We start from the raw sequence: 18,528 nt of genomic DNA on the forward strand, positions 1-18,528 counted from the left end.
CTGCAATGGCACGCGAAAAACTCTATGCCGGTGCGAAACTCCGCGAATTGCGTGGCCGACTGAAGCTGACGCAAAAGGACTTCGCCGCCAAACTCGGTGTGTCGCTGCCCTATCTGAACCAGATGGAGAACAATAACCGCCCGGTCTCGGCCTCGGTGGTTTTGGGCCTCGCGCAGGAATTCGGGTTCGACGTCACCGAACTCAGCACCGGCGACAGCGCGCGACTGGTGGCCGACATGCAAGAGGCCTTGGCAGACCCGGTCTTTCCCGACGCGCCGTCCCTTTCCGACATCCGCCTTGCCGCCTCAAACGCCCCTGCGCTGGCCCGAGCCTTCCTCGAACTGCATCGCGCCTACCGCCAATCCAATGAACGCCTCGCGTCGCTCGACGAAGCCCTTGGCCGCGACGACGCCCGCCCCGTTCCCAGCCCGTGGGAAGAGGTCCGCGACTTCTTTCACTACTGCAACAATTATATCGACGCTGTGGACCACGCCGCCGAGTCATTTGCCACGCAGTCCGGACACCGCGACATCCGCCTCAGCGCGGTTGAGGCCCTGCATCGCCACGGGATCAAGGTCACGTTCGAGGATACCGACGTCATACGCCGCTTCGACGGTGAAACGCTCACCATCTCGAACCACGTTCCCCTTGGGACGCTGCGGTTTCAACTCCTTCTGCAGGTGGCCCTGATCACGCGCGGCGACCTGATTGAGGCGACGCTCGACCTCGCCCGTTTCCAGTCGGACGCCGCCCGCGACATCGCCAAGATCGGCCTTGCCAACTATTTCGCAGGCGCAGCCCTGATGCCCTATCAAGAGTTTCACCGGGCCGCTCAGGACGTCCGCCATGACCTGCAACGGCTATCGGACATGTTCGGGGCCTCCATCGAGCAAGTCGCCCATCGCCTCTCGACCTTGCAACGCCCGGGCCTCAGCGGAATTCCTTTCTTCTTTGTCCGCGTGGACCAAGCTGGCACGATCACCAAGCGCCACTCGGCCACCACCCTGCAATTCGCCCGCTTCGGCGGCGCCTGCCCGCTCTGGAATGTTCACATGGCGTTCGAAACCCCGGGCCGCTTCCTGCGCCAACTCGCGGAAACCCCAGATGGTCGGCGCTATTTCTGCCTCGCCCGCGCGGTCAGCAAACAAGGCGGCCACTGGGGCGCGCCTACCCGGCGCTACGCCATCGGGTTGGGGTGTGAGGTCAACCACGCAGGCGCGCTGGTTTATGCCGACAACATGGACATCACGAACCCGCAAGCATTTGAGCCTATCGGAATCTCCTGCCGGATTTGTGAGCGGGTGAATTGTCATCAACGCTCTGTCCCACCACTCGAACGCCAACTCGACGTTGACCCCAACATCCGCGAGGTCCTGCCCTACAGAGTTGCACGTTAGTTCAGATAGCGCCGGTCCGAGGGGTGGCGCAATCGCGCCGCCCCGTGGGGGCGGATCGGCGCGGCGCAACGGTTCCCGTTGCGCGGTGCACCCGTGCTACTCACGCCAATTACGGCGTCTTCGTCGCCGGAGCAGGCGGCGTTACCGCCCGCGCCCGCTGCGCCTCGCGCCACGCGATATACACCACAGCGCCCAAAATTAGCCCGCCGCCCAAAATCACAAACCCATCCAGCGGCTCATTAAAGATCAGCAGCCCCACCAGCGTCGCCCACACCAACTGCAAGAACGTCACCGGTTGTGTCACCGTCACAGGGGCCTCTCTGAACGCAAATGTCATCGTGTAATGCCCCGCCGTCGCCAGCGCTGCGACAACAAAAAGCCAACCCAGATCGGCCATCGTCGGCGTTTCCCACACCGCCAGAGCCATAGGGGCCAGACCAATCGTCACCGTGATCGACAACATGCCAACAACCATCGTCGGGCTGACCCGATCCGCCATCACCTTGGCAATCAGATACCCCGCCGCGAACATCGTAGCCGTAAACAGCATCGCCAGATGCGCCAGCCCCACCTCACGGAAGCCGGGTCGCAGGATCACCAGCACGCCCACCATCGCCACAACCACCGCCGCAATCCGCCGCGCCGCCAGCTTCTCTCCGAGGAAAATCGCCGCCCCGATCGTGACCAGCACAGGCGCGAGGTAATTCATCGCCGTCACCTCCGCGACCGGCAAAATGCCCATGGCGAAAAACCACGTCGTCACGCCCAGCGAATGCACAACACCACGCAGGCCAAACATCTTCCAGCCCCGGGCATCCAGCCCCTCATCCAGCATGGGCTTGATCATCGGGATCAGGAACACAAGCCCCAGCACATACCGCAAAAACGCCGCCTGCGCCGCCGGCACCCGCCCGCCCAAATGTTTGACAACAGCCGCCACACCGACAAAGCACAGCCCCGTCAGCACCATCCAAAACACCCCATGAAGCGGTCGATTGCGCATAGGTCTTGGTCGCAGGCGTCGGGGTAACGCACAACCCCCTTGGCACAATCCAGAGGACCTGACGCGGAACCCAAAATAACGCGCTGCACTCAAAAAATGAAAGTATCGCAGTCCCGGACCTGATCCGGGACCTCTTCTTATGGGAGGCAAAAAAAGGCCCCGGATCAAGTCCGGGGCTGCGTGGGGGTGCTACCCGTCCCGGGCCTGACCCGGGACCTCGACGTCAAAAGAACAGACCCAGGCCATCGAGACCCCGGTCATGCCCGAGGCGCGCTAGAGCTGCGCCATGACCTCGTCCGAGACCTCGAAATTCGCGGTCACGCGTTGAATGTCGTCGTCGTCTTCCAGCACTTCGATCAGGCGCATGACCTTTTGTGCGCCGTCCAGATCGAGCTCTGTGGTGGTCTGCGGTTTCCAGACCAGCTTGGTTGACTCCGCCTCGCCCAACTCGCTTTCCAACGCATCAGACACAGCCGCCAGATCGGTGTCCGCGCAATAGATCGCGTGGCCGTCGTCGCTGCTTTCGACGTCTTCTGCTCCGGCCTCCAGGGCCGCCATCATGATGGTGTCTTCGTCGCCTGCGTCTGCGGGATAGAGCACCTCGCCTTTGCGGTCGAACATGAAGCTGACCGACCCGGTTTCGCCCAGGTTGCCGCCGTGTTTTGAGAAGGTTGAGCGCACGGTGGATGCCGTCCGGTTGCGGTTGTCGGTCATCGCCTCAACGATCACCGCAATGCCACCGGGGCCATATCCTTCATACCGGATTTCGTCATAGCTTTCCGCGTCGCCGCCTTGCGATTTCTTGATCGCGCGTTCGATCACGTCCTTTGGTACCGATTGGCTCTTGGCTTCTTTCACGGCCAAGCGCAGGCGCGGGTTCTTGTCCGGGTCGGGATCACCCATCTTTGCCGCGACAGTGATTTCCTTCGACAGTTTGGAAAACAGCTTTGAGCGCAGCTTATCCTGACGGCCTTTACGGTGTTGGATATTTGCCCATTTTGAGTGGCCTGCCATGGGTCTCTCCCGGTCCGGTATGCGATGTAGATTGAGTTCGCTGTTCTATAGGCCTTTGGGAAAAGACGGGCAATCCCCGCCTCTGAGGCCCATTGGCGGGTTGTCCGCTGACAATTTCTTGGGCTTGGCGAGGGCAGTTTGGCCTGCTTAGGGTGAGCCAACGCATCAAGGACCCTTGCAGATGACCGACTTTCTCCTCCTCGCCTTTGTCTTTCTGATCGCTGGGGTGGTGTCTGTGCCCATCGCGTCACGGCTAGGGCTTGGGTCTGTTCTTGGATACCTGATCGCGGGCATCGTCATCAGCCCGGTTCTGGCGGCGCTGAATGTCGATGTGATCTCGATCCAGCATTTCGCGGAATTTGGCGTTGTCATGATGCTGTTTCTGGTCGGGTTGGAGCTGAACCCGAAAGAGCTTTGGGCGATGCGCAGCAGGCTCATGGGGCTGGGCGGCGGACAGGTCGGACTGACGACACTGGCCTTCATGGGCGCAGCGATGGCGCTTGGACAACCCTGGACCGTTGCGCTGGCGATTGGCCTCATCCTGTCCCTGTCCTCGACGGCTATTGTGCTTCAGACGCTGAATGAAAAGGGCCTGATGTCGAGCGACGGCGGACGCGCCAGCTTTGCGGTTCTGCTGTTCGAGGATATCGCCGTCATCCCAATGCTCGCGCTGCTGCCGCTCCTTGCCATGCCGGATCTCGTGGCACTTGGCGGTGGGCATGCAGGCGGCGACGGAGGTGATCACGGCGGCGCACCCATGAGCCTAGTTGCCGGGCTGAACGGGTGGCAAACCGCGCTTGTGAACCTTGGGGCCGTCGGGTTTGTCATTGTATTAGGAAGCTACCTGACACGCCCGATCTTTCGCTTTATCGCGCTGGCCAATTTGCGTGAGTTGTTCGTCGCCACGGCCCTGATGATGGTGGTTGGCATCGCGCTCTTGATGTCGCTCGTGGGGCTGTCTCCGGCGCTTGGCACGTTCCTGGCCGGTGTCGTCTTGGCCAACAGCGAATACCGCCACGAGTTAGAGAGCGATATCGACCCCTTCCGGGGCCTCTTGCTCGGGCTGTTCTTCATGACGGTCGGTGCGGCAATCAATTTCGTTCTGCTGTTCGACAATCTGCTCAGCATTCTTGCACTCACCGTCGGTGTAATCTTCATCAAAGGCGCAATCCTTTACCTCATCGCGGTCGGCGCACGGATGCAGGGTGGTGATAAATGGCTGCTGACACTCGGCATGGCCCAGACAGGGGAATTCGGCTTTGTCTTGCTTTCATTTGCCGTTGCGAACGCAGTCTTGCCACAAGGCCTGTCTGACCAGCTTTTGCTGGTGATTGCGCTGTCGATGTTGGCCACACCAGCGCTGTTCATTCTGTATGATCGGGTGATCGCGCCACGCTATGTCGGGGGCGAAGACCGTGATGCGGATACGATTGAGGAAACCAATCACATCATCATCGCCGGGCGGGGCCGCGTTGGCGGTATGGTGGACCGAATGCTGTCGGTAGCGGGCTACAAAACAACGGTGATCGACTACAGCTCGCAGCAGTTGGAGAACCTGCGAAAATTCGGGGTGCAGGCCTATTTCGGCGATGCCACACGGCCCGATCTTCTTAACGCTGCGGGGATCAAGGACGCCAAGCTATTCGTCATTGCGATTGATGGGAAAGAGCAGATCACCGAACTGGTGCGTTATGTCGTGACAACCTATCCGGATGTGCATGTCATGGCGCGCGCGGTGAACCGCCACCATGTCTACGAACTTTACGCCGTAGGGTGCCGCGATATCATCCGCGAAACCTATGACAGTTCAATCCGCATGGGCCGCTCGGCGTTCGAGGCATTAGGCATTCCGCGCGACACCGCACAGGCCATGGCAGACCATTTCGACATGCGCGACCGACAGTCCATGATTTCAGTTGCAGACGCTTATGACGTGAACATCCCAGCGGTCGAGAACGATGCCTACATGACCCGCGTTCGGCAGGTCCTCGGCCCGATCAATGATCAGGTCGGTCAAGAACTGAACAGCATCCGGGACGGCAGCGCACCGGATGAATTCCCGCCTCTACGGGTAGAGGGGCCAGATGAAGGGAATGGCGGCTGAGGCCAAGATCCCGATAGACAGGTTCAGCGGGATGCCGACCTTGAGAAAGTCCGAGAACTTGTAGCCACCGGGACCGTAGACCAGCATGTTTGTCTGGTAGCCAATTGGCGTGGCGAATGAGCAGGACGCCGCGACCATGACGGCCACGACCAAGGGACGTGGGTCCATGCCAACGGCAGCGGCCAGCCCGATGGCGATCGGTGTGACGACCACGGCGACGGCGTTGTTTGATACCGTTTCGGTTAGCACCGATGTCAGCAGATAGATCGCCCAGATGATCAGGAATGGCGGCAATCCGGACAGTGCAGGGGCCAGCGCGTTGACGATCAGTTGCACAGCGCCTGACGCATCCAAGGCCGCGCCAATGGCCAGCATCGAAAAGATCAGCGCCAGCAGACGCCCGTCGATAAACGAAAACGCCTCGTCCGCGTCGATACAGCGGGTCAAAAGAACGATGGCCACGGCGATGACCGACATCATCAGGATCGGCGCAATACCAAGCCCAGCGAACGCCACCAAAAGGGCCAGCGCGCCGAGAACGATGGGCGCATGGCTTCGGCGATAGGCCCGTTCCGAAGGTGTGGTGACATCCACAAGCCCCATGTCATTGGCCAGACGCTGAATGTCTTCGGGCGCGCCTTCGAGCAGAAGCGTATCGCCGACCTGCACGACAAGATCGTCCAACTGTCGCCCGATGTTTTGCGACCTGCGATGCACGGCCAGCGGATAGACACCATAGCGGCGGCGCAGACGCAGATTGCCCAGCGACCGCCCAACCATGCGCGCGCCGGGGGTGATCAGCACTTCGACCGTTTTGGTCTGCACCGACGACAGCTGATCAACCATTTTCACGTCTTTCGACGCCTGCAGCCCCAACAGCTCGGTCATCTCGGTTCTCAGAACCACCCGGTCACCCGCCTGAAGGATGACGCCTGTCAGGTTCCGCCGCAGCGAGGCATCGCCGCGCAGCACGTCGACAAGCCGCACGCCTTCGCGTTTGAAGAGATCAATTTCGCCGACATCACGCCCGATCAGGGCGGACCCCTCTGGCACCGCCACTTCGGTAAAGAATTTCATCTTGGACTTGGAGCCACTGAGCAGCGTCGCCATCGTGTCCCTCTTGGGCAGCAGCATCGGCGCAAAGTAGCGCAGATAGATGACGCCCCAGATCACCAGAATGATGCCAAGAGGCGTGACCTCGAACATCGAGAAAGGCTCAAGCCCCTGATCGCGGGCGACGCCATCGACCAACAAGTTTGTAGAGGTGCCGATCAATGTCAGCGTCCCGCCGAGGATCGCGGCATAGCTGAGCGGGATCAGGACCTTGGATGCGCTCATGTTCATGCTGGCGGCCAGTTGCACAAAGACAGGGATCATGACGACCACAACGGGCGTGTTCGACACGAACGCCGAAGCGATGACGACAAATCCAAGAAGAAAGGCAATGGCGACAAATTTCTGTCGCTTGGCCTGCGCCTCGGCAACAACAGTGAACGCATCGAGAGCCCCGGTCCGCACCAACGCCCCCATTAGCACAAACATCGCCGCAATGGTCCAAGGCGCCGGGTTAGACAGGATCGATAGCGCAGCGTCATAGGGCAAAACCCCCATGGCCAGCATCAAAGCCGCGCCGCCGATGGCAACGACCTCGGTCGGATAGACCTCGCGCACGAAGAGCACGAACATGAGGACAACGACAGAAAGGGCCACCGCGGCTTCGCCGGTTGGCGATAGGTTCAGATACTCGACCATGGTCCGGTTCCCTGTAACAGCCGAACCTGTTTCGCCTATGGCGCAGTGTCACGCAAGCCGTGCTGCGCATCATGCGGCTCGGACGACGTGCTAGGTCTGCGCGGCTGCACAAGGAACAGGCCAACGAACATCAACCCGACAGAGGCCCAGACCCAGTTGGAATAGCTTTCTCCCAACAAGAGGATGGCCCAGAAAACGCCAAAGCCCGTCACCCAATAGCTGACCTGGGCCGCAAAGGTCGGACCGGTGCGCCCGACCAACCAGACATAGGTTGTATAGACGGCCGCGTGGATCAAAGCAGAGGCGGCATGGGCATAATCAGGTGCGCCAAGCGGCAAGGTCGGCACGATGAACTGTCCAGTGCCCAGCGCCAAAGGTGCAGACAGGATGCAGCCGATGATCGACGCCCCAGCCAATGCCTGCACGGGATCGAGGCCGCGCAATCCAATCCGCGCCACCAGATTCCCTTCGAACGCGTAACAGAGCGGTGCCACGAGTGCGACAGGTACCCAAGCGACCATGGAACGGTCAGGAAGGCTTGCGTCAGGGGCCACAATCAAAAGAACGCCCATCAGACCGATGGTCAGGCCTGCTGCGCGCAGCCAACTGAACCGGTCGAGCCCCAGCGCCATCGAGATAGGAAAAGCCAGCATCGGCACGGTTGAGAGCAACACGGACATCAGTCCGGACGGCAAATGCACAACCGCCTGATAGGACGCGGAATTCGGAATGATCGTGCCAATCATGGCGATCATCACATAGATGGGCAGGACGCGTGCGTTGAACGGCAGGCTCTTGCCCTGAATACGGACAATCAGGCCTAGCACAACCGCACCCAGTGCAAGCTGCCAGAAGATCAGCCCAAAATGCTGATAGCCCGTGCTGACGGCGATCTTGGCAAGTGGCTGTGTAATCCCCCAGGCCGCACCGGCAAGGATCAGGACACCAACAAAAAACCAGCGGGATGAATGCATGACAGGACCTCCAGAACGGCGCGCCGCATTTTTCGAAGGGAGGTCCCGACGGCATCACGCAAGTGATGTGCGACGCTTCAGAAATTGCGCCAAACGCCTGTTAGGTCAAGCCGGACCTGCGGCGGCCAGGCGCCCGCCTTGGCGCACCATCTCGATCCGGGTGGCCTTGCCAGTGCGATCATCGGTTTCCACGTAAACGCCGCTAAGCGTCGCGTCACCCGTCGCCGGGGTAAAGCGGCCCTTGGGCATGCCGGTCACAAAGCGGCGCAGAGGTTCGGCGGGCTCCATCCCGATCACGGAGTTGTAGTCACCGCACATCCCGGCGTCGGTCAGATACCCGGTGCCTTTGGGCAGGATCTGCGCATCGCCCGTTGGGACGTGAGTGTGGGTTCCGACAACCAGTGAAGCCTTACCGTCGCAGAAATGCCCGACGCCCATTTTCTCGGATGTCGCCTCGCAATGGATGTCGATGATGCTGGCCTGCGCAGTGCCGCCCAGCGGGTGACGACGCAGGACAGTGTCCAATTCGCTGAACGGATCGTCAAAGGGCCGCTTCATAAAGACCTGACCCAGCACCTGAGCGACCAGCACCTTGCGCCCGCGCGTCGCCTCAAACAGCGCCACACCGCGCCCCGGGGCCGCCTTAGAAAAGTTAAGAGGGCGGATAATGCGCGGTTCGGTTTCGATGTAAGACAGCATGTCCTTTTGATCGAAGGCGTGATCCCCGAGGGTCAGGCAATCGACACCAGCGTCGAGGAGCGTCTTGGCATGCGCACCGGAAAGCCCCACGCCAGAGGTGGCGTTTTCGCCGTTCACCACAACGAAATCCAGTTTCCACGCCTCGCGCAGCTTCGGCACCATTTCGACGATGGCCGCGCGCCCGGCACGGCCCATCACATCACCAAGAAAAAGCAGTTTCATAGCGCAGGGTGCTACGCGATTGCCGCACTCAGGACCAGCGTCGGAAATGAGTATTTTTGAAACATAGAAGGGATCAGGCTGTGCCGTGACCCTAGTTGGGCGTCAGGATGCCCGCTTCGGTGATGATCATATCAAGCGGTTGATCGGTGGGTTCCAGCGGAAGATCATCGGCCTCTTGCGCGGCGAAGGCGAAACCCGCAGCGAGGCAGGCGCCGTTGGCACGCAAACCCTCAAGGGTTCGGTCATAAAACCCGCCGCCATAGCCCAGCCGCCCGCCCTGTCGGTCAAAGGCGACGAGTGGCACAATGACGATTTCGGGCGTCATCCATTCCGGATGCTCCGGGATCATGGCTTTGAAAGGGCCTGGGACGAGCGGCATGTCGGGTTCCCAAAGCGCGAATTTAAGTGGCTGACCTGCGGCCTGAATGACCGGGATTCCGACCGGGCCATGGGCGGCCGCTTCCTCCATTGCCGGGCGGGGGTCGATTTCAGTCTGGATCGGCATGAAACCTGCAACAGGCACGCCGCGATGTCCTGCCAGAAAGCTGGACAGATATGCAGCCTGATCTGCCTGAGCCGCGCCATGGGCGGTCTTGCGACGGGCGAAGGCCGCTTTGCGCGCAGCTGTTTTGATGTCGGTGAGGGTCATAGCAGGACAGCCGCCGCGAGACCGAGAAAGGCGAAGAAGCCCACGACGTCGGTCACCGTGGTCACGAAGGCGCCAGAGGCTAGCGCGGGGTCAATGCCCAGCCGATCCAGGATAACGGGGATCACCGTCCCAGCGAGGCCCGCAACGACAAGGTTGATCACCATGGCCGCGGCAATGACCGCACCAAGCAGGGGCGAGCCGAACCAGATCACGCCGACAACCGCCATCACGATGGCGAAAATCAGCCCATTGATCAGCCCCACAGCGCATTCCCGCCGGATCACCCGCCACACGTTCGAGGCGGTCAGGTCCTTGGTTGCGATTGAGCGCACGGCGACCGTCATGGACTGTGTCGCTGCGTTGCCGCCCATCGACGCCACGATCGGCATGAGAACCGCGAGCGCCACGACCTGTGCAATCGCGTCTTCGAACATCGCGATCACCAGCGAGGCAAGGATCGCAGTCACGAGGTTGATGGCCAGCCAAGGCAGACGATTTCGCGTTGTCCTAATGACGCGGTCCGTCAGTGAGCCGCCCTCGCCCACGCCCGCGAGACGCAGGATGTCTTCTTCGTGCTCTTCGTCGAGCACGATCATGGCGTCATCGATGGTGATCACCCCGACAAGGCGATCATTCTCGTCAACGACCGGGGCGCTGATCAAGTGGTACTGGTTAAAGGCATAGGCCACCTCGCCTTCGTCCTGGTCGGCAGGGATGACGCGGAAACTGTCCTCTGTGATGTCCTTGAGCGGGACCTCGCGGCGCGCACCAAGCAAGCGGCCCAACGTGACATAACCGGTAGGCTTCATCCGTGGGTCAACGAGGATCATGTGATAGAACTGTTCTGGCAATCCTTCGGACGAGCGCAGGAAATCAATGGCTTGCCCCACCGTCCAATGCTCGGGGCCCATCACGACTTCGCGTTGCATCAGTCGGCCGGCGGATTCCTCCGGATAGGAAAGCGACTGTTCCACAGCGACTCGATCGGCGTCTTCGAGAACGTCGAGAATAGCCTCTTGTTGCGGCTCGTTCAGATCCTCCAGCAGGTCGACAACATCGTCACTGTCCAGATCGCGGACGGCTTCGGTCAGGATGTTTTCGGGCAGGAAATCGATGATGTCTTCGCGGATGGACTCATCCAGTTCGGACAGTACATCGCCATCCACGACGCGCGGCGTCAGCACAATCAATTCACGCCGCTGGCCATGATCCAACTGTTCCAGAAGGTCGGCAATGTCCGCTGCGTGGAGCGGTTCGAACAGATCGTTTAGCCGATCAGAGCTTCCTGCGGCCAGCGCAAGCCGCACGGCAGGCGCGAGGCTTTGATCCAAATCGTATCCGTCTTGGTCGTCTATCAGATCGTTCTCAGACATCGGGACGGCTCCTTTGAATGGGCATCGGGCGCATGGGCAACGGGCGCGGCGCATCCGTTTGACCACAAGCCACGGGGCTGATTAGGTCCGGGTATGACGCGACACCTTCTTCTTGGCCAGACGCTATTGTTTACTGGCAATCCGTTTGCCGGCGACTGGCAAGACAGCGTGACCATCGACACCAATGGTGCGGTTTTGGTCGCGCAAGGCAAGATCATCGACGTGGGCGAGCGCGACGCCCTGAGAGCAGCCCATCCAGATGCCGAGGTTACCGATTACGGGACCGACCTGATTTGTCCGGGCTTTGTGGACGCCCATGCGCATTATCCGCAGACGGCGATCATCGCGAGTTGGGGCAAACGGCTTATCGACTGGCTCAACACCTATACGTTTCCCGAGGAAATGAGGCTGGCCGACCCGGAATATGCAGAAGAGATCGCAGATCGCTATTTTGACCTTGTGACAGCGGCGGGAACAACAACGACCTGCAGTTACTGCACATCTGCGCCGACCTCGGTTGATGCGTATTTCCGGGCCGCGCAGGCGCGCGGCATGCGGGTGTACGGGGGCAAGACCTGCATGGATCGAAACGCGCCCGACGGACTTCGTGACACCGCCAAACGCGCCTATGACGAAACCAAGACGCTGTGCGACCGGTGGCACGGACACGATCGGTTGGGATACGTCATCACGCCCCGCTTTTCGCCGACCTCGACGATCGAACAACTGGATGCGTTGGGCAGTCTATGGGGCGAGCGTTCCGATTGCCTGATGCAAACGCATATCTCTGAGCAGGTTGAAGAAGTGGCTTGGGCCAAGGATCTGTTTCCTGAGGCGCGGGATTATCTGGACACATACGAGGCGTTTGGCCTGATCGGATCGCGCGCTGTCTATGGCCATGCCATCCACCTGGAGCCACGTGAAATCGACCGCATCAAAGAGGTTGGGGCCGCCCTGGTGCATTGTCCGACGTCGAACACGTTTATCGGATCGGGCCTTTTCGACATGAGCCTGGCACGGCGCGGTCTGGTGGTTGGGCTTGCAACCGACACCGGCGGCGGTTCGTCATTCTCGATGCTGCGGACCATGGCCGCGGCCTATGAGATCGGGCAATTGCGCGGGACGGCGATGCATCCATCACAGTTGCTTTGGCTTGCGACCCAGGGCTCTGCGCAAGCCTTGCATGCCGGCGACCAGATCGGAGCGCTGAAAGCCGGGCACGAAGCCGACATCTGTGTGCTGGATCTGGCCTCCACCTCTGCCATCGCGCAGCGCCACGCTCATGCGGATGGCCCGTGGGAGGCGATCTTTCCGACGATCATGATGGGCGACGACCGGGCCGTGCGGGACGTCTGGATTGGCGGTGTGCGGCAGGCCGCCTAGGCCATCAATTTCCGGGCCAAAATGTTCTGACGTGCGACGGCCTTGCTAACGTCGAAGCTGGTGATGTGACCCTCCTGCACGACGGCACGACCGTCAACGAAGAGATCACGCACCCGCGTTGGACCAGCCAGCAAGAGCGCGGCGGGGTCCCATGAGCCAGCGGTTTCCACGCCGCCAATGTCCCAAACGGCAATGTCGGCGCGTTTGCCTATAGCAAGCTGCCCGATGTCATCGCGGCCCAAGACCTGTGCGCCGCCCCGCGTCGCAATTTCAAGCGCCTCGCGTGGAGACATCGCATCTGCGCCCTTTGCCAAACGTTGAAGCAACATGGCTTGCCGCGCCTCAAGGATCAGGTTGCCGGTGTCGTTTGACGCCGAGCCGTCGACACCCAAGCCAACAGGCACAAGCGCGTCACGCATCTCGCGCACAGGGGCGATGCCCGAGGCCAGCCGACAGTTCGAACACGGGCAATGCGCCACGCCTGTCTGGGTGCGCGCAAACAAGTCGATTTCATCCGCGTCCAATTGCACGCAATGGGCGTGCCAGACATCCGAGCCAACCCAGCCAAGGTCTTGGGCATATTGGCCCGGTCGGCAGCCGAAGTTTTCGAGAGAATAGGCAATATCTTCGCTGTTTTCAGCGAGGTGGGTGTGCATCATCACACCCTTGTCGCGCGCGAGCAGTGCAGCGTTCCTCATCAGATCCCGGCTGACGGAAAACGGGGAACATGGCGCGACCCCAACACGCACCATCGCGCCGGGGGCCGGATCGTGGAAGGCATCGATCACACGGATGCTGTCCTTTAGGATCGCATCTTCGTCTTCGACCACGCTGTCGGGCGGCAGGCCGCCGTCGCTTTCTCCGATGCTCATCGACCCGCGCGTGGCGTGAAACCTAAGCCCAACCTCTTGAGCGGCGGCAATCGTGTCATCCAGACGCGACCCATTTGGATAGAGATAGAGGTGATCGCTGGTCGTGGTGCAACCCGACAGGGCCAGTTCTGCCAAGCCGACCTGCGCAGAGATGAACATCTCTTCGGGTCCGAACTTTTCCCAAATGGGGTAGAGCGTTTGCAACCAGCCAAAGAGCAGAGCGTTCTGTGCTTCGGGTACGGCACGGGTCAACGTTTGATAAAGATGATGGTGCGTGTTCACGAGGCCCGGAGTCACGACACATCCGGCAACAGAGACCGTGTGATCCCCGCTAAGCCCGTGACCTATCTCCGAGATCACGCCATCCGTTACGCGGATGTCCTGATCCACAAGTTCCCGGCGCGCGTCGTCCATCGTCACGATGGTTTGCGCGTTCTTCAAAACGAATTCAGCCATTCATGCAGTCCTTCAGGATTGCGAGCGCCTGCGCATGGATTTCCGCATTGGCGGCTGCAATGGCGCGCCCGCCATGATGCGCCGCCTCACCGGACCAATCGGTAACGATTCCGCCTGCCGCCTGCACGACAGCAATCGGCGCTTGGATATCATACGAATTCAGGCCCGCTTCGATGACCAGATCAATATGCCCGCCCGCCAGCAGCGCATAGGCATAGCAGTCCATGCCGTAGCGCACCAATTGCGCCTGATCTGCAACGGTGTGGAAAGCGGCCTGTTCTTTGGTCGTGCCAACTTCGGGAAAGGTCGTGAACACCGTGGCCTGTGACAGGTCGCGCGGGGCCCGTGTTCTCAGTGGGACACGTCCCATTGGACCGTCGCACCATGCCTCACCGAACCCACCGACAAAGCGGTCCTTGATATAGGGCTGATCAATGATGCCAAATTGAGGGCCGTCTTTGGTGCCTGCGGCAATCAGCGTTCCCCATGTGGGTGTGCCGCTGACAAATCCACGGGTGCCGTCAATTGGGTCGATGACCCAAACAACACCGCTTGTCCCGGTCTGATCATCAAGTTCCTCGCCGATGATCGCATCGTCGGGCCTGTGTTCAGCAAGAACCTGACGGATTGCGATTTCCGCGTTGCGGTCGGCCACGGTGACCGGATCGTAATCACCGTCAAGCTTGTTGTCCGCAACCAATCCTGCGGTTCGGAAATGCGGCAGCGTCGCTTCGGCGGCGGCGTCGGCACATAAAAAGGCCGCCGAACGGACGGCGGCCTGAAGCTCTGAGCTCACAGCAAGATCATGCATTTCTGAACCTCCGGTTACACCCCGGCTAGGAGTGTCGGACCGGTCGGTCAAGTCATTCGGTACAATCAGGCGACGTCAGACAAGACGCGTGCAAGCTCGAACAAGCGGCGACGCTGATTTTCCGGGATCGAGTAGTAGGATCGCACAAGTTCCAGCGCCTCTTTATCGGCAAGGATATCGCTCGGCAGGCCGGACTCGTCGGACGGTTGGCTTTGCTTGGCTTGGTCCAGACCCTCGAAGAAGAAGCTGACCTGTACGCCCAGCGCATCTGCAATGTCCCAAAGGCGAGACGCGCTTACGCGATTCATACCAGTTTCATACTTCTGAATCTGTTGAAACTTGATACCAACTTGCTCTGCCAGTTGTTGTTGTGTCATGCCGATCATCCACCGGCGCTGGCGAACACGTTTCCCGACATGGACATCCACGGGATGCTTCATCTTCTTCTCCTATTGGCCCTTCACCCGTCTAACACGAGCAGCCACCCCCCACACAACCTGACGTTTTGTCAGCCAAATGATGGTTAACAGCGTCAAAAAGAGGTAGCATGATACACTTTTTCTAGTTTTAGCCTATTTTTTGGGCGATTTTCGCGGCCTGCCCAGGGCCGATTCCTGTGACACCGCCGCGTTGTGATCACCACCCACCTAAGGTAGCGTCGCGCCGAGCAACACAAGTCTAAGAGGTCATACATGCGCGCCCTGCAAGTCGTCAATTTCGACGCGTCACCCGAGCTACGACAACTTGAAATTCCTAAAGCTGGAAGGGGTCAATTGCGCATTCGGATCGAAGCCTGCGGTCTGAATTTTGCAGACCTTCTCATGATGAAGGGCACGTATCAGGAAACGCCGGAACCTCCGTTCACGCTTGGGCTCGAGGTTGCAGGCGTCGTCGACGAGATCGGACCACACGCGTCGGGGTTTGAGATCGGGGACCGTGTCGCTGTCTTTGGCGGGTCTGGCGGGCTGGCCGAATATGGCTGCTTTCCGGCCCCGCTTTGCGTGAAGCTTCCTGACAGCATGGATTTTGCGTCAGCGGCGGCATTTCAGGTCGCCTACGGCACGTCGCACCTCGCGCTGACCCATCGCGCAAACCTTCAGTCAGGTGAAACACTGGTCGTGTTGGGTGCAGCAGGCGGTGTGGGCCTGACTGCGGTTGAGATTGGCAAAGCCATGGGCGCCAAGGTCATTGCAGTCGCCAGAGGCGCCGAGAAATGCGCCGTCGCGGAACAGGCCGGTGCCGATATCGCACTGAACAGCGAAACAACGGACCTCAAAGACGCGATCCGCAAAGCAGGCGGCGCAGACGTTGTCTATGACCCAGTTGGCGGCGACTTGGGCGACGCGGCCATGCGCGGGTTGAAACGCGGTGGTCGGTTCCTGGTGATCGGGTTTGCATCCGGCGACGTGCAAGACGTCAAACTGAATCATTTGCTGGTCAAGAATATTGCCGTCCACGGGTTCTATTGGGGCGGCTACCTCATGTTTGATCCCGGCGCACTACAGCGCTCAATGCAGGATCTGTTCGCGATGTACACCAACGGTACGCTGCATCCCCATATCGGCTTTCAAACGGAACTTGCCGACGCGGTAACAGCCTTGGACAAGCTGCGGCGGCGTGAAACGACCGGCAAGGTCGTTGTCACCATGGATCATGCGGCCCCCTAGGGGCGCGCGTAGGCGGCAGCGACAAGATCAGCCAAGGCGCCGATCGGCTCGCTGCCGTGATTCTCGCGGACATATTGATTGATCATCTGACTACCCAGCTCAGGCAGCGCGCCGTTGTGTGGGATCATCTCGAAATACGATGGATGACTTCCTGCCAGCATGGTGTGCACCGCAAGGTCGGCGCTGACCGAGGCTTCCACAGAGCGAGTGGAATGGCTTTCCACTGCCATTTCCCATGGGATACCTGCCCGATCCAGCGCGCGCTGAACCGGGCGGCGAAAGCTGCAGTTATACTCGTAGGCCAGGCGCAACGGGCGCTGTTTCCAGGCGGAGCCGCCTTTTGCACCGACCCAGACCAGCGGTACATCCGACAAATGACGCGCGCCCTCTGGCAATTCGGTTTCGGTCGTCAGGATGATGTCACATTCGCCATTGATGAACTGCTGCTTAAGCCGACCGGTATAGGACGACATCAACTGAACTTTCATGCGGGGATAATTCGCGCTGAACGTTTGCAGCACTGACGGAATATAGGGAAACACGATGTCATGCGGCACGCCAAGCGTGATTTCGCCCTCAAACTGGCTATCGGTCAGACGCGCGAGAACCTCATCATTCAGGGCCAGCATCTGACGCGCGTAGCCAACGAGTTGTTCTCCCGTGGCCGTCAGGGCAATCGTTCGATTTGAGCGGTCCAGCAGATCAATGCCCAAAGACTCCTCAAGCCGCTTGAGCTGCATCGAGACGGCAGATTGTGTGAGATTGAGCGCCCCTGCCGCGCGGGTGACACCGCCGAGGTCAGACACAGTCACAAAGGAGCGTAGGGCCGTCAGGTCAAGATTTCTGGGCATATCACATCCTGTGATGTTTCATTTCATAATCATTCATTTTCAATATGCATCACTCTCCTCCATATGATCAAGCATGATGATGAGTTGACGCCAAAAGATCAGAATTTGAGAGGAAAAGATCATGTCCGATATCAGCTTGCACCGCCCCGCTGCTTCCGCACGCAGCCAAGGTCTTGGCATTGTGTTTCATTGGCTGGCGGTTGCCCGGTCGCGCCGCGATCTGGCCCGTTTGGACGCCGCTGCATTGGAAGATATCGGCATGTCTGCCAAACAGGCACAGGTCGAAGCCGCCCGCCCGTTGTGGGATGCGCCAAGCCGTTGGGTGAAATCCTGAGCATACTGACAAAAATGCCGCGCTTTTCGAGCGGCATCGGTGCCGGAAACGCTTGAAAATCGACTGTTTCAGTCCAATATTTGCTGGCGAATAGGTTCGAGGGCATGGGGCCCTCGATGCACCCCAAATTGGAGGCACCAATGGCAGACTATCAAACGGTGGGCTCGCGTATTGGCGCCCGCGCGGCCGAAATCGACGCGGGGCTACGCGCCCATATGAGCAAGGTCTATGCGACCATGTCCACGGGCATGCTGATCACAGCAGCCGCCGCGTGGGCCATCGCAGGACTTGCAACAACAACCGATCCTTCGGCTGCATACACGACCGCTGAAGGCGGCATCGCCGCATTCCGTGAAGGTCAGTATTTGACCGGACTTGGCTATGCGATCTACGCATCGCCGCTGCGTTGGGTGATCATGCTGGCACCGCTGGCCGTTCTGTTCCTGGGCATGGGCCCGGTGATGCGGAATTCGTCCGCTGCTGGCGCACGCGTGTTTTTCTATGGCTTTGCGACCCTGATCGGTCTGTCGCTGTCGTCGATCTTTCTCGTCTACACGGCGTTCTCGATCACGCAGACCTTCCTGATCACCGCGATTGCCTTCGCAGGCCTTTCGTTGTGGGGTTACACCACTAAGAAAGATCTCAGCGGCTGGGGCACGTTCCTGATGATGGGTCTGATTGGCCTGATCGTCGCGATGATCGTGAACCTTGTCTTGGGCGCGTTCTTTGGCATCGCATCGCCTGCGCTGATGTTTGCCATCTCGGCCATCGGTGTTCTGATCTTTGCCGGTCTGACCGCCTATGACACGCAGAACATCAAATCCGAATACGTGGCGCACGCGCACCACGGCGACGCGGATTGGCTGGAAAAATCGGGCGTGTTTGGTGCGCTGTCGCTGTACTTGAACTTCCTGAACATGTTCCAGTTCCTGCTGATGTTCATGGGTCAGCAAGAGTAATCATCGCT

Annotated in this window: 17 protein-coding genes; 6 read left to right on the forward strand and 11 right to left on the reverse strand. The window is 60.0% G+C overall.

The features are described from left to right. Positions 1-5: 5 nt before the first annotated feature. Positions 6-1,397, forward strand: coding sequence for a helix-turn-helix domain-containing protein (locus FE702_RS07460; RefSeq protein ID WP_147125617.1), 1,392 nt, complete (start codon positions 6-8; stop codon positions 1,395-1,397). A gap of 109 nt (positions 1,398-1,506) precedes the next feature. On the opposite strand, the gene FE702_RS07465 is transcribed toward FE702_RS07460, so the two are convergent. Both FE702_RS07465 and FE702_RS07470 read right to left on the reverse strand, forming a co-directional pair. Then, a complete protein-coding gene (locus FE702_RS07465) occupies positions 1,507-2,400 on the reverse strand; it encodes a DMT family transporter (RefSeq protein ID WP_147125618.1) in 894 nt (297 codons plus the stop codon). Between the two features lie 273 nt (positions 2,401-2,673). Next, entirely contained in the window at positions 2,674-3,414 is a 741-nt protein-coding gene (locus FE702_RS07470; protein WP_147125619.1) for a YebC/PmpR family DNA-binding transcriptional regulator, read from the reverse strand. A 181-nt stretch (positions 3,415-3,595) separates the two neighbouring features. On the opposite strand from FE702_RS07470, the gene FE702_RS07475 reads away from it, so the two are divergent. Beyond that, complete coding sequence (locus tag FE702_RS07475) at positions 3,596-5,518, forward strand: cation:proton antiporter domain-containing protein (protein ID WP_147125620.1); 1,923 nt, start codon at positions 3,596-3,598, stop codon at positions 5,516-5,518. Here FE702_RS07475 and FE702_RS07480 read toward each other — a convergent pair. From FE702_RS07480 to mgtE, 5 genes are all read right to left on the reverse strand, one after another. Continuing rightward, positions 5,480-7,270 carry an SLC13 family permease gene (locus FE702_RS07480; RefSeq protein ID WP_147125621.1) on the reverse strand — a complete coding sequence of 597 codons (1,791 nt, stop codon included), beginning with the start codon at positions 7,268-7,270 and terminating at the stop codon, positions 5,480-5,482. The genes FE702_RS07475 and FE702_RS07480 overlap by 39 nt on opposite strands. A 35-nt stretch (positions 7,271-7,305) precedes the next feature. Beyond that, a complete protein-coding gene (locus FE702_RS07485) occupies positions 7,306-8,244 on the reverse strand; it encodes a DMT family transporter (protein WP_147125622.1) in 939 nt (312 codons plus the stop codon). A 105-nt stretch (positions 8,245-8,349) separates the two neighbouring features. Next, positions 8,350-9,165 (reverse strand): TIGR00282 family metallophosphoesterase, encoded by an 816-nt coding sequence (locus FE702_RS07490; protein WP_147125623.1) that lies wholly within the window; start codon positions 9,163-9,165, stop codon positions 8,350-8,352. Between the two features lie 91 nt (positions 9,166-9,256). Further along, complete coding sequence (locus tag FE702_RS07495; protein WP_147125624.1) at positions 9,257-9,814, reverse strand: 5-formyltetrahydrofolate cyclo-ligase; 558 nt, start codon at positions 9,812-9,814, stop codon at positions 9,257-9,259. Further along, positions 9,811-11,187 carry a magnesium transporter gene (mgtE, locus tag FE702_RS07500; protein ID WP_147125625.1) on the reverse strand — a complete coding sequence of 459 codons (1,377 nt, stop codon included), beginning with the start codon at positions 11,185-11,187 and terminating at the stop codon, positions 9,811-9,813. The genes FE702_RS07495 and mgtE overlap by 4 nt, the downstream gene beginning before the upstream one ends. A gap of 93 nt (positions 11,188-11,280) precedes the next feature. Between mgtE and guaD the strand changes: the two genes are divergently transcribed. Beyond that, the gene (gene guaD / locus FE702_RS07505) at positions 11,281-12,570 is read left to right on the forward strand and encodes a guanine deaminase (protein WP_147125626.1); all 1,290 of its coding nucleotides are present in this window, start codon (positions 11,281-11,283) and stop codon (positions 12,568-12,570) included. On the opposite strand, the gene FE702_RS07510 is transcribed toward guaD, so the two are convergent. The 3 genes from FE702_RS07510 to FE702_RS07520 form a co-directional block, all read right to left on the reverse strand. Next, positions 12,567-13,898 carry an 8-oxoguanine deaminase gene (locus FE702_RS07510; protein ID WP_147125627.1) on the reverse strand — a complete coding sequence of 444 codons (1,332 nt, stop codon included), beginning with the start codon at positions 13,896-13,898 and terminating at the stop codon, positions 12,567-12,569. The genes guaD and FE702_RS07510 overlap by 4 nt on opposite strands. Continuing rightward, positions 13,891-14,709 carry an inositol monophosphatase family protein gene (locus tag FE702_RS07515; RefSeq protein WP_147125628.1) on the reverse strand — a complete coding sequence of 273 codons (819 nt, stop codon included), beginning with the start codon at positions 14,707-14,709 and terminating at the stop codon, positions 13,891-13,893. The genes FE702_RS07510 and FE702_RS07515 overlap by 8 nt, the downstream gene beginning before the upstream one ends. Before the next feature lie 65 nt (positions 14,710-14,774). Further along, positions 14,775-15,149 carry a helix-turn-helix domain-containing protein gene (locus FE702_RS07520; RefSeq protein ID WP_147125629.1) on the reverse strand — a complete coding sequence of 125 codons (375 nt, stop codon included), beginning with the start codon at positions 15,147-15,149 and terminating at the stop codon, positions 14,775-14,777. Positions 15,150-15,401: 252 nt separating this feature from the next. On the opposite strand from FE702_RS07520, the gene FE702_RS07525 reads away from it, so the two are divergent. After that, positions 15,402-16,376, forward strand: a complete 975-nt coding sequence (locus FE702_RS07525; protein ID WP_147125630.1) for an NADPH:quinone oxidoreductase family protein — start codon at positions 15,402-15,404, stop codon at positions 16,374-16,376. Here the strand turns inward: FE702_RS07525 and FE702_RS07530 are convergent. Then, complete coding sequence (locus FE702_RS07530; protein WP_147125631.1) at positions 16,373-17,227, reverse strand: LysR family transcriptional regulator; 855 nt, start codon at positions 17,225-17,227, stop codon at positions 16,373-16,375. The two genes, FE702_RS07525 and FE702_RS07530, sit on opposite strands and share 4 nt — an antisense overlap. 121 nt (positions 17,228-17,348) lie before the next feature. Between FE702_RS07530 and FE702_RS07535 the strand changes: the two genes are divergently transcribed. Then, on the forward strand, positions 17,349-17,561 hold the full coding sequence (locus tag FE702_RS07535; RefSeq protein ID WP_147125632.1) for a DUF1127 domain-containing protein: 213 nt from the start codon (positions 17,349-17,351) through the stop codon (positions 17,559-17,561). A gap of 140 nt (positions 17,562-17,701) precedes the next feature. Beyond that, positions 17,702-18,520, forward strand: coding sequence for a Bax inhibitor-1/YccA family protein (locus FE702_RS07540; protein ID WP_147125633.1), 819 nt, complete (start codon positions 17,702-17,704; stop codon positions 18,518-18,520). The last annotated feature ends 8 nt before the right edge of the window (positions 18,521-18,528 follow it).

The sequence above is a fragment of the Shimia ponticola genome (assembly GCF_007995215.1).
Lineage (GTDB): Bacteria > Pseudomonadota > Alphaproteobacteria > Rhodobacterales > Rhodobacteraceae > Shimia_B > Shimia_B ponticola.